Genomic DNA, 25078 nt, shown 5'->3' on the forward strand with positions numbered 1-25078 from the left:
CGGCACCCCGGGGCGCCTGAACCGGCACCCCGGGCGCCTGAACCGGCACCCCGGGCCCCTGAACCGACGCCCCTGAGCACCCGGCCGACGCCCCGGGGCACCAGACCGATCCCCCGGGGCGCCGTCCCGCCGACTCAGGCCGCGCGCCGCCGGAACTGCTGGTCGGCGCCGCTGCCGCACGGCTGCTGCACGAGCCGTGCCCCGTCCTGCGTGGACCCGTCCGCGACGGTCAGGCACTTGCCGCTGTGCCGGGCCGCGAGGCGGTAGCGCCCGTCGCCCCGGTCCTGGAACTGCCACTGCTGGTGGGATCCGTTGCCGCAGCGGTACTGGTTCACAGGGGCGCCGTCCCCGGTGGACTCGTCGGCCACGTCCAGGCACTTGCCGCTGTGCTGGGCGAGGACGCGGGCGTACCCGCCGCCCACGTCCTCAAGGCGCCACTGCTGGTTGAGGCCCGAGCCGCAGCCGTACTGGACGACACTCGTGTTGTCGGCGGCGGAGTCGTCGGACACGTCGAGACACTTGCCGCTGTGCCGGGCCTGAAGGCCGAAGTGCGGGCCGCCCTCCACGCCCTTGAGGGTCCCGGCGGCGGCGTCGATGCCGACCTTCGGGTACCACGGCAGCGTCAGCCGGGTCCGCGTCGGGAACGACAGCGGCAGCCACACGTACTGCGAGTCGTTGACCGAGCCGCCCATCGAGTTGCCCCAGCGGTCACCCATGTACAGGTACGACGTCCCCGAACTCCCCTGCACGGGAAGGACGAAGGTCGTCTGGGAGTGGTAGCCGTTGTCGTTGCCCGCGTCCTTCATCTCGCTCCACGGGCCCGTGATGCTGGTCGCGGTGGCGTACTGCTGCTGGTTGGGCTGCCAGCCGCTGTTGCCCGAGGTGAGCATGAAGTACACGCCGTCCCGCTTGAACAGTGCGGGCGCCTCGCGGTACGTCCCCGCCCAGGGGTTGGCGACCAGCTTGTCGTAGCGGGTGTAGTCGGCGGTGAGCCGGTAGATGTGCAGGTCGGCGTTGTCCTTGGCGGACGTGATCTGGTACGCCGTGCCGTCGTCGTCCTGGAACAGGGTCATGTCCCTGGATGTGACGTCGCCCGGCGGGCGCATGCTGCCCTTCCAGGTGTAGTCGCCGTCGACGGTGTCGGACACGGCGACGGCCGCGCGGGCCTCGCTGTAGTCGCCGTTGCCCTTCTCCTTGTGCATCCACATGACGAACTTGCCGGTGGACTTGTTGTAGATGACCTTGGGGCGCTCGATGTTGGCGACCTTGAGCTCGGGGGCGGACTCCTGCGTCAGGACGTCCTTCTTGAACTCCCAGGTCTTGAGGTCGGTGGAGCGGTATACGGACACGGCCTTGAAGTTGTTGCCGCCGTCGCGGTTCTCGCCGAACCAGTAGTAGGCGGAGCCGACCTTGATGACCCCGCCGCCGTGGGCGTGGACCGGCGCGCCTGTGGTGTCGGTGAACTGCGTCCCGTTGGTGACGGTGACCGGGGCGGCCTGTGCGGCCTGGGACGGGGGAGCGGCGGTGAGGAGTGCGAGCACGCTCGCGCCGGCGGCCAGGAGAGAGGTGAGGGTGCGTCTCAACATGAAGGAACCTTCGTTGCGTTCTGAATTGTTGATTCGTGTGTGATTCTGTGGAACGGGACCGTAGGAGCGTGCGCGCCGTTCGTCAATACGTTCAACACGAGCCGTTCCACAGGGGCTTTACGGTCCGCCGGACGTGACGACTCGGCGGCGGCCTCCGTGACGGCTGCGCGAGTGCTCCGCGACGGCTCCCGCGAGTGCTCCGCCTCGGCTGCGCAACGGGGCGTACGGCCTGTGCGCGCACGGCAGTTGTGGGGCCCGACGCCATGTCGCGGGGCCCGGGGCGCTCCTAGGGTGACCGGCACCTCGCCGCTCGCAGGAGGCCCCCCATGGCGTACGGAATCGCCCGACCACCCACCCGAGACCACCTGTTGACCCGTCAGGCGCACTGGCTCAGACGCCGGACGCGGAGGATCGGCACGCTGGTGGCGGCCCTCGCCCTCGCCTCCGGCGCGTCCTTGTACGCCCCGGCCCCCGCGGCGCGCGCGGCGGTCGCCCTGGAGCGGGTGACCGACTTCGGGGCCAACCCCGGTGCCCTGAACATGTACGTGTACCGGCCGACGTCCCTGCCCACGAATCCGGCCGTGGTGGTGGCCCTGCACGGCTGCACCCAGAGCGCCCAGCTCTACGCCGACAACTCGGGCCTGACGAAGTTCGCCGACCAGTACGGGTTCCTGCTGGTCCTCGCCGAGACCACGACGTCGAACAACCTCAACAAGTGCTTCAACTGGTTCCAGAGCGCCGACACCGGCCGCGGGCAGGGCGAGGTCACCTCGATCCGGCAGATGGTCGCCAAGGCCGGCTCCGCGTACGGCGGCGACCCCTCGCGCACGTACGTGACGGGCCTCTCGGCGGGCGGCGCGATGACCTCGGCCCTGCTCGCCACCTACCCCGACGTCTTCCGGGCGGGAGCGGTCGTCGCCGGTGTGCCCCACCGCTGCGCCACCGACGTCCTCTCCGCGTTCACCTGCATGAACCCCGGCGTGACCCGGACCCCCGCGGCCTGGGCGAAGAGCGTGCGGGACGCCGTCCCGGGCCACACCGGGCCGTGGCCGCGCGTGGCCGTCTGGCACGGCGACCGCGACACCACGGTCGCACCGAAGAATGCGGACGCCCTGCGCGACCAGTGGACGGCCGTCCACGGCCTGCAACAGACACCCGACCGCACGTCCACCATCGGGCCCAACGGCACCCGACGCGAGCAGTACCTCGCCGCCGACGGGAGCGTCGCCGTCGAGGTCGACCGGGTGCCGGCCGTCGGCCACGGCACCCCGGTCGACCCCGGAAGCGGGTCGCAGCAGTGCGGGGCCACGGGCACGGCGCACTTCGTCGCGTCGATCTGCTCCAGCCACTGGATCACCGAGTTCTTCGGCCTCCAGCGGTGAGCCGGTCCCCGGGCGGCAACCGCGTGCGCACCGCCGCCACCGGCGCGGCCCTCCTGCTCGCCCTCACCACCGCCCCGAGCGACGCCCGGACACACGCCCCCACGTCCGCGACCTGCACCCGCGTCGACCAGCTGCACGTCCCCGGCGCCGAGCGCCAACTCACCTCCTGTCTAAGCGAGTTGACCACCGCCGGAACCGTCGGATCGGGCCACACCGTCCCGGCCGACTGGGCCGGGCTCACCCCGAAGGACCTGCCCACGCCCACCGGCGTCCCCGGCATCCAGATCGACGGCCACTTCCCCGACACGTCCCGGACCAACACGCACCACGGCTGGGACCACGACGCCCAGTTCGTCATCCGGCTGCCCGACCGCTGGAACGGCGGCCTGGTGGTCGCGGGCACCCCGGGCAACCGGGCGCAGTACGCCAACGACAGGGCGATCGGCGACTGGGTCCTCGCCCGCGGCTACGCCTACGCCGCCACGGACAAGGGCAACACCGGGACCGGGTTCCACCGGGACGGCCGACGGCCCTCAGACGCCGTCGCCGAATGGAATCGGCGGGTCACCCAGCTCACGAAGGCCGCCCGCGAGGTCACCGCCCAGCGCTACGGGCGACCTCCCGCCCGCACCCTGGCCACGGGCATCTCCAACGGCGGCTACCTCGTGCGCTGGCAGCTGGAGAACCACCCCGAGCTGTACGACGGCGGCGTGGACTGGGAGGGCACCCTGTGGCGCGCCGACGGGCCGAACCCGCTCACGTCCCTGCCGACCGCGCTGCGCGCCTACCCGACGTACGCGGCGGGCGGCGCCGGGGCGGCCCGCGCCCACCGGAAGATCCTCGCGGCGGGCTTCCCCGCGGGCTCGGAGTTCCTGTGGCCCTACCACCACCGCACCTACTGGGACCTGACCCAGCGCGTCTACCGCGAGGAGTTCGACCCGGGCTTCGACGGGCCGACCGAGGCGGGCACCCCGTACTGCGCGCCCGGCACGCCCGGCTGCGACGCGGACTACGACTACGCGAACCGTCCGGCCGGGGTCCACCGCGCCGTCGAGCGGGTCGAGCTGACCGGCAGGATCGGGAAACCGCTGATCACGGTGCAGGGCACCCTCGACGTGCTGCTGCCCGTCAGCCGTACCGCGGACGTCTACGCCCGGCTGGTCCGGGGCGCGGGCCGCGGGGACCTGTTCCGCTCGTACCGCGTCGAGGGCGGCACGCACACCGACGCGCTCGTCGACACCTTCCCCGACCGGCTCCGCCCGCTCGTGCCCTGCCACCGCTCGGCGTTCACGGCCGTCGAGGACTGGCTCCGCACGGGCCGACGCCCGCCGCCCGGCCGCACCGTTCCACGGCCCGCGGGGGCGGACCCGGCCACCCTGCTCACCAGGTGTCCGTTGAAGGGCTGACCCCGAGCCGCGCCCCGGTGGGGGTTCAGGACCTGCCCCTCAGGCCCTGAACCCACCCTTGCCTCGCGCGCTACGGGGTCAGCGCTTGGTGGCGAAGTTCTGCACCCACCACGGGCCGTTGGCCTTCAGGCTGACACCGGCGCCGAAGTCCTTGTAGGAGCAGTTGAGGATGTTCTTGCGGTGCCCGGAACTCCGCATCCAGTCGCGCATCGCGGTCTTGGGGCCCTTCGGGCCCTTGTGTATGTTCTCGCCCCAGGCCCCGGCGGAGTAGCCGGCCTTGCGCATCCGGTCCCCCGCGCTCACGCCCTCGGGGCTGGTGTGGTCGTAGTAGTTCCGGGCCGCCATGTCCTTGGCGTGCGCCATCGCGGCGGTCTGCACGCGGCGGTCAAGGCGCAGAGCCCGGCAACCCGCCTTGGCCCGCTCCTTGTTCACGAGGACCAGGAGCTGCTTCGCGTACTTCGCGGACTTGCTCACCGCCGGGCGCTTCGGCGGGGTCTTGGCGCGCGGGGCGGCGTCGGCGGCCGCGTCCTTGCGCTGCTCGTCCGTACCGGAAGGGTTGGCCAGCGCGTACGTCCCCACCGAGGCGACCACGGCAGCCGCCACGGCGCCACCGGCCAGGACGCGGACCTTGCGCCCGCGCGTGCTCCGCCCGTGACGGCCGCGCCGCTCGCCGTCGGCGGCCTCGGGGGTGGGGGTCCGGCCCTGCGTGCCGTCGTGATCCAGGTGCATGTCTGCTCCGCTCTGTGGTGTACGCCGGTCGGTCCGGCGTACAGGAGAGCGGCTGAGCGCGCGGAGACAACACTTTTTCGTGTACGAGAGTTCTTCGCGTACGAGAGTCCATGGGGCCGTACGCGAAAGTCCATCCCGCCCCGGCCGCACCCGCGCCACCCTGACGGGCAGAGCCGACGCCCTGCCGTCCATGCCGGGCCCCGCCCGCTGAGGCGGCATCAATCAGCAGCAGGCGCACCGGAGTTGGCGGCACCCTCGACCGGCACGCGCGCGTAGTGTTCCCCCACGCCTACGCGCGCGTGCCTTCCACGTGTGAGCGGGCGGACCTGCGCACCGGCCCCCGCCGTCAACGCCCCTGGCGAAGTCGTCAGCGCCCCGCCGACGGAGCCCCCGTGCTCTCGCGCACCACGAGATGCGTCGGCACGAGCGTCGTCCCCTGCTCGCCGGAGCCGGTGCGGATCTGCCGCAGGGCGCTCTCCACGAGGAGCTGGCCGACCTGGTCGAAGTCCTGGTGGATGGTGGTGAGGGGCGGGAAGAAGGAGGACGCGTCGGGGATGTCGTCGAAGCCGATGATGCTGACGTCCCCGGGGATCGAGCGGCCCTTCTCGTGCAGGGCGCGCATGACGCCGAGGGCCATCTGGTCGTTGGCGGCGAACACGGCGGTGCAGTCCGGCTGTTCGGCGAGCAGGAGCCCCGCCCGGTAGCCCGACTCGGCGGTCCAGTCGCCGCGCAGGGCGGTCGGCACCTCGCGGCCCGCCGCCTCCAGGGTGGCGCGCCAGGCACCCTCGCGGCCCTGGGCGGCGAACGACTCCTCGGGTCCCGCCAGGTGCCACACCGTCCGGTGGCCGAGGGCGAGCAGATGGTCCACCGCGGTCCTGGCGCCGCCCGCCTGGTCGGTGTCCACCACGCTGTAGCGGTCGCCGGCGTGCGAATCGGCCACGACCACCCGCACGTTGGGCGGCGGGACCAGGGAGGACGCGTCCAGGAGGTGCACCTCCATGATGGCGATGATCGCGTCCACGGCCAGCTCGCCGAGGCGGGAGAACGCGCCGCGCACCTCGTCCTGCGTGGGGACCGCGACCGGGAGCAGCGTGACCGCGTACCCCTCCTGGGCCGCGGAGCGCGCGATGGCGTCGAGCGTGTGGACGTTCCCCGTCGTCGACAGCGTGAACGTGACGACGCCGATCGTGCGGAACTCGCCGCGGCGCATGGCCCGCGCGGCGCTGTTGGGGCGGTATCCCAGCTCCGTCATCGCCTCCAGGACCCGCGCGCGGGTCTCCTCGGTGACGCCGGGGAAGCCGTTCGAGACCCGGGAGACGGTCTGGCCGGAGACACCGGCCAGGCGCGCGACGTCGATCATGGACGCGCCCTGTCTGGGGCGAGGTGCCCCGCCGCGGCGGCCCGGAGTCCGACGCCCGCCCGCAGGTGTTCCACTGGTTGTCACTTGCACCCTTCCTCGCACTCAAAGTCGAGTCTCGCGCAGCCCCTTGACCCTCCGCTGCGGCGCAGTGTAGACATCTCCCACTCAATGTTTACGTAAACATAACACGACCAGCGGCCCTTTCCGGCCATCGATGTTTACGTAAACATCGCAAGGCGCGCCCCCGGCGGGCGCGAGGCGAGCACGAGGGGACTTGTCATGGCAACACTGCAATCCGCGGCCGTCGGACGCGCGGGCCCACCCCCGCCGCGACGGCGGCGGTCCTGGACGGGGTGGGGGTTCGTCGCCCCGTTCGCCCTGGTCTTCGCCCTGGTCTTCCTGGCCCCCATCGCCTACTCGATCTACCTGAGCCTCTTCCAGGACCGGCTGATCGGCGGCACCACCTTCGTGGGCCTGGACAACTACCAACGGGCCCTTGACGACCCGGAGTTCTGGGAGGGGCTCGGCCGGGTGGCGCTGTTCCTCGCCGTCCAGGTGCCGATCATGCTGGGGATCGCGCTGCTCGTGGCGCTCGCCCTGGACAGCGGCCGGCTCTACGGCAAGAGCTTCTTCCGGATATCGATCTTCCTGCCGTACGCCGTTCCCGCCGTGGTCGCCACCCTCATGTGGGGCTTCATGTACGGCACCCGGTTCGGACTCGTCGGCGACGTGAACGACGCCTTCGGCACCGACCTGCCCGACCCGCTCTCACCCGACTTCGTGCTCGCCTCCATCGGCAACATCGTGACCTGGGAGTTCGTCGGCTACAACATGCTGATCTTCTACTCCGCGCTGCGCGTGATCCCGCACTCCCTGTACGAGGCCGCGGAGATCGACGGCGCCTCGCAGCTGCGCGTCATCACCGCCATCAAGATCCCCGCGATCCGCGGCGCGCTGGTCATCGCGACCATCTTCTCGATCATCGGCAGCTTCCAGCTCTTCAACGAGCCGAGCATCCTCCAGGACCTCGCGCCCAACGCCATCACCACCTCGTACACCCCGAACCTCTACACCTACTCGCTGTCGTTCAACGGACAGCAGCAGAACTACTCCGCGACCGTCGCGATCATCATGGGCCTGATCACCATGGTCATCGCGTACGTCGTCCAGCTCCGCGGCATGCGCAAGGGAGCGTGACCCATGGCCACCCCCACCAGAACCGCCGCCGGCACCACCCGCGCCCCCCGCGCGAAGCACGCCCCGCCACCGCGTCTGCGCCCCACCCGGCGCCCCCGCCACAGCCTGGCCCGCCCCCGCCGCAGCGTCCCGCTGACCCTGCTCACCGGTCTGGTCGTGCTCTACACCCTGGTGCCCCTGCTGTGGCTCGTCATCAGCGCCACCAAGTCCCAGGAGGGCCTGGCCGATTCGTTCGGCCTGTGGTTCGGCGGCGACTTCTCCCTGTGGGACAACGTCAGGGAGACCTTCACCTACAACGACGGCGTCTTCACCCGCTGGTTCCTGAACACCCTGGTGTACGTCGTCCTCGGCGCCGGAGGGGCCACCGTCCTCGCCGTCCTCGGCGGCTACGCCCTCGCCAAGTTCGACTTCCCCGGCAAGCGCGTCGTCTTCGCCGTGGTCATCGGGGCGGTCGCGGTGCCCGGCACCGCCCTCGCGGTGCCCACCTTCCTGATGTTCGGCGAGCTGGGCCTCACCAACACGCCCTGGGCCGTCATCATCCCCTCGCTCATCTCGCCGTTCGGCCTCTATCTGATGTGGGTCTTCGCCACCGAGGCCATCCCCGCCGAGCTCCTCGAGGCCGCGCGCGTCGACGGCGCCGGGGAGCTGCGCACCTTCGTCCAGGTGTGTCTGCCGCTGCTCGCGCCCGGCATGGTGACCGTCCTGCTGTTCACGATGGTGCAGACCTGGAACAACTACTTCCTGCCGCTGATCATGATCAAGGATCCCGACTGGTATCCGCTCACCCTGGGCCTCAACAGCTGGAACGCCCAGGCCTCGACGGCGGGCGGCGAGCCCGTCTTCCACCTGGTGATCACCGGTTCGCTCATCACCGTCCTGCCGCTCATCGCCGCCTTCCTGCTGCTCCAGAAGTTCTGGCAGTCGGGCCTCGCCGCCGGAAGCGTCAAGGAATAGCGCCCCGCGCCCGCCCCGGCCCCGCTCGCTCACTCCCGCACACCGATCCGCACGTCCAGCCAAGGGGAACACGTCCATGCCGTTGCACACCCGCCGTGCCCTGCGCGGTCTCGCCGTCGTCTGCGCACTGACCCTGGGAGCGGCCGCCTGCGGCTCCTCCGACGACGGGGAGAGCCCGAAGAACGTATCCGGAAAGGACATCGACGCGGCCCTGAAGAAGGGCGGAAAGATCACCGTGTGGGCCTGGGAGCCCACCCTGAAGAAGGTCGCGGAGGACTTCGAGGAGAAGCACCCGGGCGTCGAGGTCGACCTCGTCAACGCGGGCACGAACGACAAGCAGTACACCGCCCTGGAGAACGCCATGTCCGCGGGCAAGGGCGTCCCCGACGTCGCACAGATCGAGTACTACGCCCTCGGCCAGTTCGCCCTGAAGGAGTCGATCACCGACCTGTCGGGCTTCGGCGCGGACAAGCTCGCCAGCAGCTACTCCCGCGGCCCCTGGAGCGCCGTCAGCCAGGGCGGCGACAAGACGTACGCCCTGCCGATGGACTCCGGCCCGATGGCGCTGTTCTACAACAAGAAGCTCTTCGACAAGCACGACATCGCCGTGCCCACCACCTGGGACGAGTACGTCGACGCCGCCCGCGCCCTGCACAAGGCCGACCCCGAGGTGTACATCACCAACGACACCGGCGACGCGGGCCTGACCACCAGCCTGCTGTGGCAGGCGGGTTCACGGCCCTTCGACGTCAAGGACAAGACCGACGTCGGCATCAGCTTCAAGGACAAGGGCGCCGCCGCCTACACGAAGACGTGGCAGAAGCTGATCGACGACAAGCTCCTCGCGCCCGTCACGTCCTGGAGCGACGAGTGGTACCAGGGCATGGCCAAGGGCACCATCGCGACCCTGGCCATCGGCGCCTGGATGCCCGCCAACCTCGCCTCCGGCGTGAAGTCCGGCGCGGGGGACTGGCGCGTGGCCCCGCTGCCGCAGTGGACCAAGGGTGGAAAGACCAGCGCGGAGAACGGCGGCAGCTCCCTGGCCCTGCCCACGGCCGGCAAGAACAAGGAACTCGCGTACGCCTTCGTCAAGTACGCCAACCACGGAGCCGGGGTCCAGACCCGCGTCAAGGACGGCTCCTTCCCCGCGACGAACACCGATCTGACGTCGGACGCGTTCCAGCAGACCAAGTTCCCCTACTTCGGCGGGCAGAAGGCCAACCAGGTCTTCGCCGAGTCGGCGGCGCGCGTCCCCGACGACTGGTCGTACCTGCCGTTCCAGGTCTACTCCAACTCCGTCTTCAACGACACCGCGGGCAAGGCGTACGTGTCGGGCACGCCGCTCGCCGACGGGCTGAAGTCCTGGCAGCGGAAGTCGGCCGAGTACGGCAAGCAGCAGGGGTTCACCGTCCACGAGTGAACCGCGCGCCACGCGCCCTCGGACACGCCGCCCGCAACCCGCCGCCTGCGCCTCGACAGGCGCCCGCACGACGCTCGAAGGACGAGAGTGACGATGACCCGTCGTACCACCCTGCCCCGCCTGCTGCCCGCACCGGACGGCGGCAGCCGCGCCCGGCTCGCCTACGGCGCCGACTACAACCCCGAGCAGTGGCCCCGGGAGGTGTGGCAGGAGGACGTCCGCCTGATGCGCCGGGCGGGGGTCAACATCGTCTCCCTGGGGATCTTCTCCTGGGCGCGCGTCCAACCCGACTACGGCGTCTGGGACTTCGCGTGGCTCGACGAGCTGATGGACCTTCTGCACGCCCAGGGCATCGCCGTCGACCTCGCCACCGCCACGGCGTCGCCCCCGCCGTGGCTGACGACGGCGCACCCGGAGATCCTGCCGGTCACGGCCGAGGGCGCGACGGTCTGGCCCGGCGCGCGGCAGCACTGGCGGCCGACGTCGCCGGTGTTCCGCGAGTACGCGCTCCGGCTGGTCTCCGCGATGGCGAAGCAGTACGCGGGCCATCCGGCCCTGGCGGCCTGGCACGTCAACAACGAGCTGGGCTGCCACAACGTCTACGACTACTCCGACGACGCCGCCCGCGCCTTCCGGCTCTGGCTGCGCGAGCGCTACGAGAGCCTGGACCGGCTCAACCACGCCTGGGGCACGGCCTTCTGGTCCCAGCGCTACAGCGACTGGGACCAGATCCTGCCGCCCCGCCTCGCCGCTTCGCACCCCAACCCCACCCAGCAGCTGGACTTCAAGCGCTTCTCGTCCGACGCGCTGAAGGACTATCTGTGCGCCGAGCGGGACATCCTGCGCCGCCTCACCCCCGAGACGCCCGTGACCAGCAACTTCATGGTGATGGGTGGCACCAAGGGCATGAACTACGCCGACTGGGCCCGCGAGGTCGACTTCGTCTCCAACGACCACTACGTCCACCCCGGCCCGCAGGACCGCGACGAGCTGTCGTTCTCCGCGAACCTCGTCAGCGGCCTCGCTGGCGGGCGGCCCTGGTACGTGATGGAGCACTCCACGAGCGCCGTCAACTGGCAGCCCGTCAACGTCGCGAAGCGCCCCGGCGACCTCGCCCGCGACTCGCTGCTGCACGTCGCGCACGGCGCCGACGGCATCTGCTTCTTCCAGTGGCGCCAGTCGGCGGCCGGAGCCGAGAAGTACCACTCGGCGATGGTCCCGCACGCGGGGGAGGACAGCGCGGTCTTCCGCGGCGTGACCGAACTCGGCTCCACGCTCGCCGAGTTGGCGCCGGTCGCCGGTTCCGTGCGTGAACCGGCCGCCGTCGCGATCCTCTTCGACTGGGAGTCGTGGTGGGCCGGCGAACAGGACTCCCATCCCACGTCCCGCCTCGACTACCGCCAGGAGGCACTCGACTGGTACTCCGCGCTGCTCGCCCTCGGGATCCGCGCCGACGTGATCACGACGGACACCGACCTCACCCCGTACCGGCTGCTCGTCGCGCCCGTCCTGCACGTGGTGCCCGGCGGCCTCGCCGACCGGCTCGCCCGGTACGCGGAGGGCGGCGGCCACCTGGTCGCCACGTACTTCTCCGGCGTCGTCGACGAGAACGACCATGTGTGGCTGGGTGGTTACCCGGGCGCGCTGCGGGAGCTGCTCGGCATCCGGGTCGAGGAGTTCGGGCCGCTCCTCGACGGTGACGCCGTGTCGTTGGACGGCGGCTTGTCGGGCACGCTGTGGGCCGACCGCGTCGACGTCACCGACCCGGCGGTGGAGGTCCTCGTCCGCTACGGCTCGGGGGAGCACACCGGCCGCCCGGCCGTCACCCGCCGTCCCGTCGGGGGTGGTTCGGCCTCCTACGTCGCCACCCGCCTGGGCGCGGACGGGCTGACCGGGCTCCTGCCCCGGCTGCTTGAGGCGGCCGATGTGCGGAGCCAGCTACCTGCTGCCGCGCGCGGGCGGGTCGAGCTGACCGTCCGCCGGGCCGGGGGCGACCGCTATCTGTTCCTGGTCAACCGCACCGACGAGGCGGTGAGCCTGCCAGGCCTGGACGGGGACGTTCTCACCGGAGGGGCCGGGGGCACGCACACGGGCGCCGGAGACCAACTCCCCGGCGGCCACGCAGACATACCACAGGGGCACCTCACCCTGCCCCCACGCGGAGTCGCGGTCCTGCGCGAGCCCGCCCTGTGACAGCACGACCCCCTGACAGCCCGCCCCCTGACGGCACGTCCCCGTGACAGCACCGCCCCCACCGAAGTGACAACTCCAGAAAGGATCACGATGGCACACGGCACCCGCAAGCGACCGCTGCCGACCGTCCTCGGCGTCACCGCCCTGGCCGCGGTCACCGCACTCGCCGCCGCCCCACCGTCACCCGCGGCCGAGCACACGGCCGCCGACTCCGTCACGGTCAGCCCCGACCCCGTGCACGCGCAGCAGCGGTTCGAGGGGTGGGGCACCAGCCTGGTCTGGTTCGCCAACGCCACCGGGGGCTATCCCGACGAGATCCGCAACGAACTCGCGGACCTCCTTTTCGGCGCCGACGGACTCGCCCTCAACATCGCCCGCTACAACATCGGCGGCGGCAACGCCCCCGACGTCAAGGACTACCTGCGGGCCGGTGGCGCGGTCCAGGGCTGGTGGCGGGCCCCCGAGGGCACCACCCGCGAGGACACCGAGTGGTGGGACCCCGCGAACCCCGCCCACTGGAAGGGCGACGCGGACAAGCCCCAGCGCTGGTGGGTCGACCGGATCAAGTCGCGGATCGACCACTGGGAGACGTTCAGCAACTCGCCCCCGTGGTTCATGACGAAGAGCGGCTACGTCTCCGGGGGCTTCGACGCCAACGAGGACCAGCTCAAGCCGGACTCCGTCGACGACTTCACCGCGTACCTCGCCGGCGCCACCCGGCGCCTGGAGAAGGCCCACGGCATCAAGGTGAAGACGCTCGACCCCTTCAACGAGCCCAACACCGACTACTGGAGCACCAGGCTCGGCCCCGACGGCCAGCCCGTCGGCGGTCGGCAGGAGGGCGCGCACATGGGCCCGGGGCTCCAGCAACAAGTCATCCGTTCGCTCGCCCCGGCGCTGCGCAAGTCCAAGTCCCGCACGAAGATCTCGGCGATGGACGAGACCAACCCCACCAAGTTCGCCGAGAACTGGAACGCCTACCCGGACGACGTGCGGCGCCTCGTCGACCAGCTCAACGTCCACACGTACGGCACCGGGGGCCGCACCACCGTGCGGGACCTGGCCAGGGCGGCGGGCAAGCCGCTGTGGATGAGCGAGGTCGAGGGGGAGTGGGACCCGGACGGGCAGGACTTCGAGGACATGAGGTCGGGCCTCGGCCTTGCCCAGCACATGGTCGACGACCTGCGTGAACTGGAGCCCACGGCCTGGGTGTTCTGGCAGCCCGTCGAGGACTACAACAACATGAAGCCCGGCGGTGAGAGCGCCAAGGGCGGCAACTGGGGCAGCATCCAGCTCCCGTTCGACTGCACCGCCAAGGACACCCTGAAGACCTGCCCCATCAGGACCAACACCAAGTTCGACACGGCCAGGAACTTCACCCACCACATCCGTCCGGGCGACCGTCTCATCACGGTGGACGAGCCCTCCAGCGCGGCGGCGCTCGACGCCGACGGCAAGGGCGCCACGGTCGTCCACGTCAACTCCACCGGAGCGGAGCGCTCGGTGACGGTGGACCTGTCGAAGTTCGCCTCCGTGGGCCCGGACGCGACCGTGACACCGGTCGTCACCAGCGCGGACGGCGCCCTGGAACGACAGGACCCGGTCCGGGTCACCGACCGGCGGGCCACGGTCACCGTTCCCGCCGAGTCGGTCACCAGCTTCGTGGTCGAGGGGGTCTCCGGGCGCCGGTGAGAACGGGGGAGGGACCTGACCTCCGAAGCAAGATCTAAGTTAGGTTAGCCTTTCCTAGGTTTCACTCAGGGGAGGGGATTCCATGCCGACTTGGAACACGGAGACAGGGCGGGCTCGGTCGCCCCGGTCAGCGGGGCGACCGCAACCCCGGCCGGGCCGCGCCCGGGCGGAGCGGCCCGGACCGGCGCCGCTGACGGGCGGTGCCGCATGAGCCTGATCGACCACCGGCACCGCCACCTGGAGCGGATCGCGGAGGTCCGCGCGGGCGAGCACGCCGAGAAGGTGGGCTACCCGATCGGCATCCGCCTGGTCGACGTCGTGGGCATCACCATGGTCGGCGCGGGCATGCTGCGGGTGACCCTGGGCGGCCCCGAGACCGAGGGCTTCGAGGCCCACGTGCCCGACGAACACGTCAAGTTGCTGTTCCCGGAGCCCGACGGCACGCTGCGGCTGCCCGAGCCGAACGGGACCATGCTGCGCTGGCCGCGCCCCGTGCCCACCACGCGCGAGTACACCGTGCGCCGCTACGACCCGGCCACGGGCGAGATCGACATCGACATCGCCCTGCACGAGGGCGGCCTCGCGTCGGACTGGGCGCACGGCGTCTACGTGGGCTCCGCCATCCACGTCGCCGGGCCGCCCGGCGGGCTGATCGTCCCGCACGTCTACGACCGCTATGTGCTCGCGGGCGACATCACGGCGCTGCCCGCCATCGCCCGTTGGCTCGAGGAACTGCCCAGGAGCGCCAAGGGCTGGGCGTTCATAGAAGTCGCCGACGCCACCGAGGAGACCGAGCTGTCGGCGCCCGACGGCGTCGAGGTGCGGTGGCTGCACCGCGGCGACCGCCCGCCCGGCACCGGCGACGCCCTCGCGCGCGCCGTGACCGCCGTGACCGTGCCCGAGGGCGAGCGCGTCTTCGTGTGGGCCGCGGGCGAGGCGGGACAGATGAAACCGCTGCGCCGCTGGGTCCGCGACGACCTGCGCCTCGCGAAGGGCGACCACGACATCACCGGCTACTGGAAGCGCGGCGTCGCCGACTTCGACGACGAGCACGAGCACGGCCATGACCACGGCCACGAGCACGTCGACCACCACTGACCCATCCGTCGAACGGGGGGCGGGGCGACGCCGCCGGACCAGGCGCGCCCTCCCGCACGAGCAAGGAGCAACACATGTCCATCCGCAGATCGTCGGCGCTGGTCGGCGCCGTGGCGCTGGCCCTGGTCGTGACCGGGTGCGGGTCGTCCAAGGACGACTCGGACTCCGCGGGCAAGGGCGGGACCCGGGTGTTCGCCGCGGACAACGGCAAGATCACGATCCCGGCCGATCCGAAGCGCGTGGTGGCGACGGGTTACGCCGTGCCCGCCATGATCGAGGCCGACGCGGCACTGGTCGGGATCTCGTCGTGGAAGCGCGGCGAGCCCCTGATGAGCAAGAAGGACCTCGCCACGTACAAGAAACTCCCCAAGGTGGCGGGCGAGCTGGCCAAGGAGACCAACTACGAGGCCATCGCCGAGGCCGAACCCGACCTGATCGTCATCGGTGTGCCGGCCCCGGTCCTCGGCGACATCGACGTCAAGCGTCTGGAGTCCATCGCCCCGGTGGTGGCGATCGGCCCGACCGTGCCGTCCGCGTGGCGCAAGCTGACCCGCAAGCAGTCCGACGCCGCGGGCTCGCTCAAGAAGTTCGACGCCGTGCAGGAGCAGTACGAGGCCAAGGCCGCGAAGCTCGCCGAGAAGTACAAGGGCGTGCTGCCGCGGCTCAAGCTCGGTCACGTCGGGGCGTACGGCGAGGTCGCCAAGGGCACCTTCCAGCGCGAGTTCGGCAACTCGTGGGGCACGAACATCGCCGAGGACATGGGCGCGAAGTACTACGGCAAGGTCAAGAAGCCCGGCCCCGGCTCGCACGCGGTCAGCGAGTACCCCTCCATCGAGGAACTGCCCGCCTCGCTCCGCGACGCCGACGCCATCACGTACTCGGTCCAGGCCGACGGCAGCGTCCCCAAGGCGGTGCGGTACGTCATGGACTCGAAGCTGTGGAAGAACCTGCCCGCCGTCAAGGCCGGGAAGACCTTCCCGCTGCGCTACACCGAGGCCGCGACCTACGGGTCGGCCATGAAGACCCTGGACGCGATCGACAAGTCGTTCGCTCCACTCCTGAAGCGGTGACGGCAGCGGGCCGCGCGTCCGGGGCGACGGAACAAGGAGACCGCGTGTCCGGCGCGAAGGCGCCGGGGCGTCCGGGGCGTCCGGGGCACGGCACCTCACGTGTCGTCCTGTTCGTCGGTGGACTCGTGCTCCTGGCGGTCGTCGCCGTGGTCAGCATCGGCATCGGCGCCCGCTCGGTGCCGCCCGCCGAAGTCGTCCGCGCGCTCCTCGACTTCCGGGGCACCGACGACCACGTGATCGTGCGGGACGTCCGGGCGCCGCGCGCGCTCCTCGCCGTCGCCGTGGGTGCCGCGCTCGCCGTGGCGGGCGCCCTCATCCAGACGCTGGCCCGCAATCCGCTGGCCGAGCCCGGCATCCTCGGGGTCACCGCGGGCGCCGGGTTCGCCATCACCCTCGGCTCGGCGCTCGGCCTGACCGGCGGTCAGGCGGGCGAACTGGGCTTCTCCGTCGTCGGCTCCGTGCTCGCGGCGCTGCTCGTCGCCGCGGTCGGGCGCCGCTCGCCGCTGCGCCTCGTGCTCACCGGCGTGGCCCTGACCGCGGTCCTCAGCGGTGTCGCCATGGGGCTGCGGCTGATGGTCCCGGACGTCTTCGACGCGTACCGCTTCTGGTCGGTCGGCTCGCTCGCGGCCCGCGAACAGGCACCGCTCGCGTGGCCGTTGACCGCGATCGGGGTGTGCCTGGTCGGCGCGCTGCTCCTGAGCCGGACCCTCAACGTCCTGACCCTCGGCGAGAGCGTGGCCAACACGCTGGGCGCGAGCGTGGGCCGGGTGCGGATCGCCGCCCTGGCCCTGATCACCGTGCTCAGCGGCGCGGCGACGGCGGTGGCGGGGCCGATCCTGTTCGTCGGCCTGATCGTGCCGCACCTGGTGCGCAGGCCCGCCGGGGGCTCGGTGCCGTGGCTGATCGCCTACACGATGGTCGTCGGCCCGATCCTGCTGCTCGTCGCCGACATCGGTTCACGGGTGCTGCTTCCCACGGGCGAGGTGCCGGTCGCGATCGTGACCGCGTTCCTCGGCGGACCCATGCTGATCTGGGCCGTCCGCCGCCACGGGGCGGGGGCGCTGTGACCGCGCGCGAGGCCGTCGCCGCTCCCGCGCGGCGCCGCGGCCCCCTGACCGCGCTCGGACTGCGGCCCGAGCGCCGCACGGTGATCCTCACCCTGGTCCTCACCGCCCTGATCGTCGGGCTCGGCCTGCTCGGACTCTGCTACGGCGCGTCCTGGAAGAGCCCCGGCGAGGTGTTCGCCGCGCTGAGCGGGTCGGAGCCCTCCGTCGTGATCCAGGACTGGCGGCTGCCGCGCGTGCTCGCCGCCCTGGTCTTCGGCGCGGCACTCGGCGTCGCCGGCGCCCTCTTCCAGAACCTCACCCGCAACCCCATGGGCAGCCCGGACGTCATCGGCCTCGACGCCGGTGCCTACACCGGCGCCCTGGTCGCCCTGACCGTCCTCTCGGGCACGTCCGCGCAACTGGCCGTCGGCTCGGTGCTCGGCGGGCTCGTCGTCGCGGCCGTGATCTACGTCCTCGCGTACGACCGGGGGTTCTCCGGGCTGCGCCTGGTGGTGATCGGTGTTGCCGTCAACGCGATGGTGACCGCGCTCAACTCGTGGATCGTGCTGCGCGCCGACCTGGAGGTCGCGATCGCCGCCGTCGGCTGGAGCGCGGGCTCGCTCAACGGTGTCGGCTGGGGCGACCTCGGCATCCCGTTCACGGTGATCGGCGTGCTCCTCGCCCTGATGGCCGCCCGCGCGCACGCCATGCACCAGGCGGCACTCGGCGACGCCGTCGCCGTGACCACCGGCGTGAGCCTCGACCGGCTGCGCCTGGTGATGGTCCTCGTCGGCGTCGGCTGCACGGCCACGGTGACCGCGGTCGCCGGACCGGTCGCGTTCATCGCGCTCGCCGCACCGCAGATCGGCCGCAGGCTCGCGGGCGCGGCGGGCGTACCGCTGCTGCCCGCCGCGCTCACCGGGGCCGTCCTGTTCCAGGGCGCCGACCTGATCGCGCAGATGCTCCTCGCCCCCGTCGCCCTGCCGGTCGGAGTGGTCAGCACCGCGATCGGCGGCTGCTATCTGATCTGGCTGCTCACCAAGGAGGTGGCGCGCGCGTGACCGCACGCCTGACCGCGCGGGACATCACCCTGCGCTACGGAGACCGGGTGGTGTCCACCCGGCTGAGCCTCGACGTGCCCGACGGCGCCTTCACCGCCATCGTCGGCCCCAACGCCTGCGGGAAGTCCACCCTGCTGCGCGCACTCGTCCGGCTGCTTCGCCCGGACACGGGGGAGGTGCGGCTCGACGGCCGCGACATCGGCTCCTGCGCCACCAAGGCACTGGCCAAGCAACTCGGCTTCCTGCCGCAGGACCCCCTCGCCCCCGACGACATCAAGGTCCGCCAGCTCGTCGGCCGCGGCCGCTTCCCGCACCAGTCGCTCCTTGCCCTGTGGTCGCAGCGGGACGAGGACGCCGTCGTCGACGCGATGGCCGCCGCCGGTGTCGACGACCTCGCCGACCGGCCGGTGCAGGAGCTGTCCGGCGGTCAGCGCCAGCGGGTCTGGATGGCCATGGTCCTCGCCCAGGAGACGCCCTGCCTGCTCCTGGACGAGCCGACGTCGTTCCTTGACATCACGCACCAGTACCAACTCCTCGGCCTCCTCGCCGGGTTGCGCGACGAAGGCCGCACGATCGTCGCCGTGCTGCACGACATCAACCAGGCCTGCCGGTTCGCCGACCATCTGATCGCCATGAAGAACGGCCGCGTGGTGGCCGAGGGCGAGCCCGGCACGGTCGTCGACGCCGCCCTGATCAAGGACGTCTTCGACCTGCCGAGCGTCGTGATCCCGGATCCGGTGACGGACACCCCGATGGTGGTTCCTACCGTGCAGGGGGCGCGAAGAAGTCGATGATCTCCTGGGGTGTGGGGTCGCGGGGTGCCACGGCGGCGGCCGCCGCACCGCGCGGGAACAGCGTCTGCTCGTACGCCGCGAGGGCGGCCTCGACGTCGTCGGGGTGCGCGGCGAGGGCCAGGCCGAGGTCGGCGCCGTCCTGCATGGCCAGGTTGGCGCCCGCGCCGTCGGGGGGCGAGAGGTGGGCGGCGTCGCCGAGCAGGGTCACTCCCGGCACCCGGTCCCAGCGGTGCCCGACCGGCAGGGCGTAGAGGGGGCGAAGGACCGGCCCGGACGCGGTGATCAGGGCGGTGAGTTCCGGCGCCCAGCCGTCGTACTCCTGCGCGATCCGCGCGGAGGCCGCGACGGCGTCGGTGAAGTCGATGTCGGCGAACCAGTCCTGAGGCTTCGTCAGGGAGAGGTGGGCGTGCAGGGTCCCGTCCTTCTCCCGGTGGGCCACGAGCCACTTGCCGTGCCCGTCCGGGTCGAACGCGGCGAGCGTCCCGGCGCCGACCGCCTTCGACGTGGCCGGATGGCGGGTGTCGGCGTCGTGCAGGAAGGTCTCGACGAAGGACCGGCCGATGTAGGCGGGTACGGCGGTGGAGAGCAGCGGCCGGACGCGCGACCAGGCGCCGTCCGCGCCGACCAGCACGCTCGTGACGGCGGTGGTGCCGTCGGCGAACGTCACCTCGTGGCGGCCGTCGGCGAGCGCGCGGGCGCCGGTGGCCTTGTGGCCCCAGCGGACGGTTCCGTCGGGGAGCGCGTCGAGCAGGAGCCGGCGCAGTTCGCCGCGCTGCACCTCGGGGCTCGTGCCCGAGCCGTCGTCGGCCTGGTCGGACAGGACGGTCCCGGCACGGTCCAGGAGCCGTGTCGCTTGGCGGCCCGCTAGGACGATGCCGCGGAACTCGTCCATCAAGTCGGCGGCGCTGAGGGCTAGTTGACCGCTGTGCTCGTGGATGTCGAGCATCCCGCCCTGCGTGCGTGACGTCGGCGAGGGCTCCGCCTCGTGGACCGTGGCGGGGATGCCGTGGACGTGCAGGACGCGGGCCAGTAAGAGGCCGCCGAGTCCGGCGCCGATGATGGTGACAGGGGTGTGCATGGTGCTCCTTGTGTGTCGCGTCGACGGCCGGGCGGGCCCGGCGGGATCGCTGGAGGGGAGGCGAAACGCCGGGCCCGCCCGGGTGGGCTACGGCTCAGACGACGATGACCCTGCGCCCTCGCGTGTGACCGGCCTGGCTGTCGGCGTGGGCCGCCGCGGCGTCGGCGAGCGCGTACGTCTTCTCGACCGGGATGTGCAGCCTGCCCCGCTCGATGAGGCCGACGGCCTCCGCGAGGGCCTTCGGCACGTCCCCGGTCACGCCGGAGAACCGGGCGCCGAGGTCCGGCGCGCCGAGGTCGGCGATGGAGATCACCTTGCCCGGGTCCCCGGTCAGCCCGACGAGTTCGCGGATCACGCCCGAACCCGCCAGGTCGAGCGCCGCGTCGACGCGCCCGAGCCCGCGCACCCGCTCGACCCAGCCCTCGCCGTACGTCGTGGCGAGCGCGCCGAGGCCGCGCAGATACTCCTGGTTCGCCGCACCGGCCGTGCCGATCACCGTGATCCCGCGGTCGCGGGCGATCTGCAGGACCGCCGAACCGACTCCTCCGGAGGCGCCGCTGACCAGCAGCGTCTCCCCGGGCCGCACACCGACCTGCTCGATGACGCGCAGCGCCGTCTCCACCACCGAGGGATACCCGGCGGCCTCCTCGAACGTCAGCCCCCCGGGCATTCGCGCCCAGGCCGCGAGCACGGCGAACTCGGCATAGGCGGCCGAGCCGCGCCCGAACACGCGGTCGCCGACCTCGACCCCCTCGACGCCCGCGCCGACCTCGTCCACCACCCCGGCGGCGTCCTGCCCGACGCCCGCGGGCAGCGCGACCGGACGGACCTGCTGGAACTGCCCTTCCCTGATCCGCCAGTCGACGGGGTTCACGCCCGCCGCCCGCACGGCGACGCGTATCTGGCCGGGGCCCGCGTGGGGCTCCTCGGCATCCATGAGGTGCAGGACATCCGGACCGCCGAACTCGGCGAAGCTCACTCTCTTCATGCCGACGAACGTAACACTAACGGTTAGTGTTTTGGGACGGCTACGGTTTCGCACCTGATAGCGTCAGGGCATGACCGTGCCGACCGGACGCCGTGAGCGCAAGAAGGCCGCGACCCGTCAGAAGATCGCCGACACCGCTCTGCGGCTCTTCCTGGAGCGCGGGTACGACGAGGTGGGCATCCGCGACGTCGCCGCCGAGGCCGACGTGGCCGTCACCACGCTCTTCTCCCACTTCGCCGCCAAGGAGGCCCTCGTCTTCGAGCGGGACGACGACTTCGAGGAGCGCCTCACCCGTGCGGTCACCGACCGCGCCCCGGACGAACCACTCGTCCCCGCGCTGCGCCGCGAGATCCACGCCATGGTCCTGCACTGCACGGCGGACGGCAGCGCCCCGATCTACCGCATGATCGACGAGTCACGCGCCCTGCGGGAGTACGAGGAGTCGATGAGGCTGCGCCACGCGGAGTCCCTCGCGGCGGCCCTCGTCGCCGACCCCGGCCTGCCGCAGAGCGCGACGGCCTGCCGGACGCTCGCGAGATTCGTGATCGACGCCTACGCGCTGGCCCGCGACGCGGCGGACCCGCAGGCCGCCGTGGACGAGATCTTCCAGATGGTCGAGGCGGCCTGGGCAGCCGCCTGACCCGATCCGCGGGGGGCAACGGTTCGGGCCGCGTCAGTGATCCTCCGGCGCGAACGCCTGCGTGACGGCCAGGCTGTCCTCGTAGACGTGGTGCCGCGTGACCAGGCCGTCCTCGACGGTGAGATGCAGCGCGAACCGTGCCTGATACGCACGTCCGGTGGGCCGGGCGGTCTGCCGGATCTCACCGAGCACGACCGCGTCGCTCCCGTCGACGAGGATGCGCTCGACCTCGGTCGCCACACGCTCCGGCACGTGCTGCTCGGCGAGCTCCCGATAGTGGGCGGCCGCGTCGGCCCGGGAGGACCGGTGCCGGATCCACGGCGTGGCGGCGCGGCCGTGCTCGGCCTCCGGCCAGGACAGCTTCCAGTCGCCCTGCTCGGCGTACAGCTCGGCGATGCGCTCGGGGTCGCCCTCGCCGATCCTGCGCAGCAACTCCTCCACCACACCGCGCGTGCTCGTGGCTACGGCTGCGGACCTCTCCGACCTCTCCGCCATGACTGATCCCTCCGTCCTTGTCCGCGCCCTCAGGCGCGGTGAGATCACCCATCCTGTCGGCGCGGGCACGGCACGACGATTACCTCTGAAGTAGGTACGCCCTCCGCTGCGACAGGCACGAGCCGGGACCGGGCCCCGCCCGCGGCCTCAGGACGCGGCGCGGGCCGCGTACGCGCGGACGTCCGCGTCGGTGTCGGCGGTCGCCGCCGCCAGGGCCGTGCGGGCGTCCGGCTCGGCGCGGTGGGCGAGGAGGGACAGGACGGTGGCCTTGCGGACGTCCGCGTCGGGGTCGGACGACGCCTTGGCCAGGGCGGGGACGGCAAGTTCCGGCGAGGCCGCGCGGAGTGCGGTCGCCGCTCCGGCGCGGACCTGCCAGGCGGGGTCGTCGAGCGCGGCCACGGCCCGGTCGGCGTACGGGGGCGGGCAGCCCGTGTCGCGGAGCGCGGTCAGGGCGGCCGCCCGCACCAGCGGGTCGGGGTCGTCGAGGAGGGGTGCGAGTGGAGCGGGGGCCGGGGCGCCGACCGCGGCGAGACCACGGGCCACCGCGACCCTCACCTCACGGGCCGGGTCGGCCGCGGCAGCCGCCAGGTCGACGGCCGCGTCCACCGAGACCAGCGCCCGCACGGCGTGGATGCGGACGTCGAGGTCGGCGTCGGCCAGCGCGGCCGCGAACAGGGGCGCCTCGCCGAGCCGCAGCGCCCGCAGCACGTCCAGCGCCGCGGCGCGCACCGCCGGGTCGGCCACGTCGAGCGCCGCCCGCAGACCGGACCTCAAGTCGGCGTCAGGGGGCAGTACTCCGACCAGCTCCCGCAGTACGGCTGCGGCGGCCGACCTGACCTGGGGGGAGCTGTCCCGGAGCCGGGCGGCGAGCGCCGGTCCGGCCCCGGCGGGCACCGTCTCGGAGACGACGGTGACGGCGGCCGCGCGCACCGCAGGGTCGTCGTCCGCGAGGTAGGGGGCGAGCGCGTCCAGGTCGGGGGACTCCTCGGCGAGGGCGAGGAGGCGCAGGAGGGTGGGGCTCGGGGCGGCGGGCGTCGTAGGCGTCGTGGGCGTCGGCGCGGGCACCGCCGCGGGGCGCGCCGCCGGAGCCGCGTCCCGTCGCCCCGCCGTCGCCACCGCCACCAGCGCCACCTCGCCGAGCACCCGCTCCGCCCCGCCCACCGGGTCGAACTCCGGCACCGGCACCACGTACGGCTCGACCGGCCGCGCCCTGAACTCCATGCCGCCCGCAGGCGACTTGTACAGGTCGAGGTGGTGCAGCCAGCCCGCGTCGTCCCGCTCCGGGTGGTCGAGCCGTTCGTGGTACAGGCCCCAGCGCGACTCCGTCCTGGCCAGCGAGGCCCGCGCCGCCATCTCCGCGCAGTCCCGGATGAACGACACCTCGGCGCACCGCATCAGCTCATGGGCGGTGCGCGCCCCCATCCCGGCGATCTCTCCCGTCATCCGCTCGAACGCCTCCACCGCCAGGGACAGCTTCGCCCCGGTCTTCGGCGGCGCCACGTAGTCGTTCACGAACCGCCGCAGCTTGTACTCGACCTGGGGCTGCGGCGGCCCGTCGGGGTTGCGCAGCGGCCGGTAGATCAGCTCGTGCGCGGCCACCAGCTGCTCCCTCGGCAACTCGCCCTCGTACACCGGGAACCGGGACGCGTCCGCGCCCGCCAGGTCCCCGAAGACGAACGCGCCGATCATGTAGTTGTGCGGCACGCAGGCCAGGTCGCCGGCCGCGTACAGGCGCGGCACGGTCGTGCGGGCCTGTGCGTCGACGCGTACGCCGGACGCCGAGTGGCCGCCGCACAGGCCGATCTCCGAGATGTGCATCTCGATGTCGTGGGTGCGGTAGTCGTGGCCCCGGCCCTCGTGGAACGCGGCGCGCGTGGGCCGCTCCGTCGTGTGCAGGATCGACTCGACGGCGCTGATGGTCTCCTCGGGAAGATGGCTGAGCTTCAGATACACCGGGCCCCGGTCGGAGGCGAGTTCCGCCGCGAACTCGGACATCATCTGCCCCGACCAGTAGTCGGACTCGACGAAGCGCTCGCCGTGCCGGTTCACCTGGTAGCCGCCGAACGGGTTCGCGACGTACGCGCAGGCCGGGCCGTTGTAGTCCTTGATGAGCGGATTGATCTGGAAGCACTCGATGCCGGTCAGGGCGGCGCCCGCGTGGTACGCCATGGCGTAGCCGTCGCCCGCGTTCGTCGGGTTCTCGTACGTCCCGTACAGATAGCCCGACGCGGGCAGGCCGAGGCGTCCGCAGGCGCCCGTGGCGAGGATCACCGCGCCCGCGCGGACGGTCACGAACTCGCCGGTGCGGGTGTGGAAACCGGCCGCGCCGACGGCCCGGCCGTCGCCTGGACGCGTGAGCACGCGCACCGGCATCACCCGGTTCTCGATGCGGATCCGCTCCCGCATCTCGCGGCGCCGCAGCTGCCGGTAGAGGACCTTCTTGACGTCCTTGCCCTCCGGCATCGGAAGGACGTACGACCCGGAGCGGTGCACCTGGCGGACCGCGTACTCGCCGTGCTCGTCCTTCTCGAACTTCACGCCGTACGACTCCAGGCGCTTGACCATCGCGAAGCCGCGGGTCGCGGTCTGCCGGACCGTGGACTGGTCGACGACGCCGTCGTTGGCGCGGGTGATCTCCGCGACGTAGTCGTCGGGTTCGGCCCGGCCCGGGATGATCGCGTTGTTGACGCCGTCCATGCCCATCGCGAGCGCACCGGAGTGCCGCACGTGCGCCTTCTCCAGGAGCAGGACGTCCGCGCCGTGCTCGGCTGCGGTCAGGGCGGCCATGGTGCCCGCGGTGCCGCCGCCGATGACGAGGACGTCGCAGGAGAGTTCGGTCGCGTCGGCGAGGGCGGGGATGGCCAGGGGGGTGTCCACGGGCGCGCCTTT

The 25078-nt window shown here is 72.2% G+C and carries 19 protein-coding genes and 1 pseudogene; 13 read left to right on the forward strand and 7 right to left on the reverse strand.

The genetic code is table 11. From position 1 onward, the window contains the following. Positions 1-134 precede the first annotated feature (134 nt). On the reverse strand, positions 135-1586 hold the full coding sequence (locus AB6L24_RS18530; protein ID WP_405656543.1) for an RICIN domain-containing protein: 1452 nt from the start codon (positions 1584-1586) through the stop codon (positions 135-137). A gap of 326 nt (positions 1587-1912) precedes the next feature. Between AB6L24_RS18530 and AB6L24_RS18535 the strand changes: the two genes are divergently transcribed. Further along, entirely contained in the window at positions 1913-2968 is a 1056-nt protein-coding gene (locus tag AB6L24_RS18535; RefSeq protein WP_405656545.1) for an alpha/beta hydrolase family esterase, read from the forward strand. After that, positions 2965-4374, forward strand: a complete 1410-nt coding sequence (locus AB6L24_RS18540) for a 3-hydroxybutyrate oligomer hydrolase family protein (protein ID WP_405656547.1) — start codon at positions 2965-2967, stop codon at positions 4372-4374. Before AB6L24_RS18535 ends, AB6L24_RS18540 begins: the two co-directional genes overlap by 4 nt. A gap of 78 nt (positions 4375-4452) precedes the next feature. Here AB6L24_RS18540 and AB6L24_RS18545 read toward each other — a convergent pair whose 3' ends face one another. Both AB6L24_RS18545 and AB6L24_RS18550 read right to left on the reverse strand, forming a co-directional pair. After that, a complete protein-coding gene (locus AB6L24_RS18545; protein ID WP_405656549.1) occupies positions 4453-5103 on the reverse strand; it encodes a CAP domain-containing protein in 651 nt (216 codons plus the stop codon). 367 nt (positions 5104-5470) lie between these two features. Further along, positions 5471-6463 carry a LacI family DNA-binding transcriptional regulator gene (locus AB6L24_RS18550; protein ID WP_405656552.1) on the reverse strand — a complete coding sequence of 331 codons (993 nt, stop codon included), beginning with the start codon at positions 6461-6463 and terminating at the stop codon, positions 5471-5473. A 279-nt stretch (positions 6464-6742) separates the two neighbouring features. Here AB6L24_RS18550 and AB6L24_RS18555 point away from each other — a divergent pair, with 279 nt between their 5' ends. The 10 genes and pseudogenes from AB6L24_RS18555 (at position 6743) to AB6L24_RS18600 (ending at position 18988) form a co-directional block, all read left to right on the forward strand. After that, complete coding sequence (locus AB6L24_RS18555; RefSeq protein ID WP_405656554.1) at positions 6743-7660, forward strand: carbohydrate ABC transporter permease; 918 nt, start codon at positions 6743-6745, stop codon at positions 7658-7660. A gap of 3 nt (positions 7661-7663) precedes the next feature. After that, positions 7664-8614, forward strand: a complete 951-nt coding sequence (locus AB6L24_RS18560; protein ID WP_405656556.1) for a carbohydrate ABC transporter permease — start codon at positions 7664-7666, stop codon at positions 8612-8614. 76 nt (positions 8615-8690) lie between these two features. Continuing rightward, on the forward strand, positions 8691-10034 hold the full coding sequence (locus tag AB6L24_RS18565) for an ABC transporter substrate-binding protein (protein ID WP_405656557.1): 1344 nt from the start codon (positions 8691-8693) through the stop codon (positions 10032-10034). 93 nt (positions 10035-10127) lie between these two features. Next, complete coding sequence (locus AB6L24_RS18570; RefSeq protein ID WP_405656560.1) at positions 10128-12227, forward strand: beta-galactosidase; 2100 nt, start codon at positions 10128-10130, stop codon at positions 12225-12227. Between the two features lie 90 nt (positions 12228-12317). Then, a pseudogene (locus AB6L24_RS18575) lies at positions 12318-13910 on the forward strand (glycoside hydrolase family 30 protein); the annotation flags it as partial. 216 nt (positions 13911-14126) lie between these two features. Continuing rightward, on the forward strand, positions 14127-15017 hold the full coding sequence (locus AB6L24_RS18580) for a siderophore-interacting protein (RefSeq protein WP_405656561.1): 891 nt from the start codon (positions 14127-14129) through the stop codon (positions 15015-15017). Positions 15018-15091: 74 nt separating this feature from the next. Beyond that, positions 15092-16087 (forward strand): ABC transporter substrate-binding protein, encoded by a 996-nt coding sequence (locus AB6L24_RS18585; RefSeq protein WP_405656562.1) that lies wholly within the window; start codon positions 15092-15094, stop codon positions 16085-16087. A 107-nt stretch (positions 16088-16194) separates the two neighbouring features. Then, positions 16195-17154 carry a FecCD family ABC transporter permease gene (locus AB6L24_RS18590; RefSeq protein ID WP_405657218.1) on the forward strand — a complete coding sequence of 320 codons (960 nt, stop codon included), beginning with the start codon at positions 16195-16197 and terminating at the stop codon, positions 17152-17154. A gap of 44 nt (positions 17155-17198) precedes the next feature. Then, entirely contained in the window at positions 17199-18194 is a 996-nt protein-coding gene (locus AB6L24_RS18595; protein ID WP_405657220.1) for a FecCD family ABC transporter permease, read from the forward strand. Continuing rightward, positions 18191-18988 carry an ABC transporter ATP-binding protein gene (locus AB6L24_RS18600; RefSeq protein ID WP_405656563.1) on the forward strand — a complete coding sequence of 266 codons (798 nt, stop codon included), beginning with the start codon at positions 18191-18193 and terminating at the stop codon, positions 18986-18988. The genes AB6L24_RS18595 and AB6L24_RS18600 overlap by 4 nt, the downstream gene beginning before the upstream one ends. Here AB6L24_RS18600 and AB6L24_RS18605 read toward each other — a convergent pair. Both AB6L24_RS18605 and AB6L24_RS18610 read right to left on the reverse strand, forming a co-directional pair. After that, the gene (locus AB6L24_RS18605) at positions 18957-20066 is read right to left on the reverse strand and encodes an FAD-dependent oxidoreductase (RefSeq protein ID WP_405656565.1); all 1110 of its coding nucleotides are present in this window, start codon (positions 20064-20066) and stop codon (positions 18957-18959) included. The genes AB6L24_RS18600 and AB6L24_RS18605 overlap by 32 nt on opposite strands. A 94-nt stretch (positions 20067-20160) precedes the next feature. After that, entirely contained in the window at positions 20161-21054 is an 894-nt protein-coding gene (locus tag AB6L24_RS18610; RefSeq protein WP_405656566.1) for an NADP-dependent oxidoreductase, read from the reverse strand. Positions 21055-21124: 70 nt separating this feature from the next. On the opposite strand from AB6L24_RS18610, the gene AB6L24_RS18615 reads away from it, so the two are divergent. Then, on the forward strand, positions 21125-21694 hold the full coding sequence (locus AB6L24_RS18615) for a TetR/AcrR family transcriptional regulator (protein ID WP_405656567.1): 570 nt from the start codon (positions 21125-21127) through the stop codon (positions 21692-21694). A 33-nt stretch (positions 21695-21727) separates the two neighbouring features. Here AB6L24_RS18615 and AB6L24_RS18620 read toward each other — a convergent pair whose 3' ends face one another. Both AB6L24_RS18620 and AB6L24_RS18625 read right to left on the reverse strand, forming a co-directional pair. Then, the gene (locus AB6L24_RS18620; RefSeq protein WP_405656569.1) at positions 21728-22189 is read right to left on the reverse strand and encodes a nuclear transport factor 2 family protein; all 462 of its coding nucleotides are present in this window, start codon (positions 22187-22189) and stop codon (positions 21728-21730) included. 147 nt (positions 22190-22336) lie between these two features. Further along, the gene (locus AB6L24_RS18625; RefSeq protein ID WP_405656570.1) at positions 22337-25066 is read right to left on the reverse strand and encodes a fumarate reductase/succinate dehydrogenase flavoprotein subunit; all 2730 of its coding nucleotides are present in this window, start codon (positions 25064-25066) and stop codon (positions 22337-22339) included. Positions 25067-25078: the final 12 nt, after the last annotated feature.

This window comes from Streptomyces sp. RK9, assembly GCF_045070545.1.
GTDB classification, from domain to species: Bacteria; Actinomycetota; Actinomycetes; order Streptomycetales; family Streptomycetaceae; genus Streptomyces; species Streptomyces alboflavus.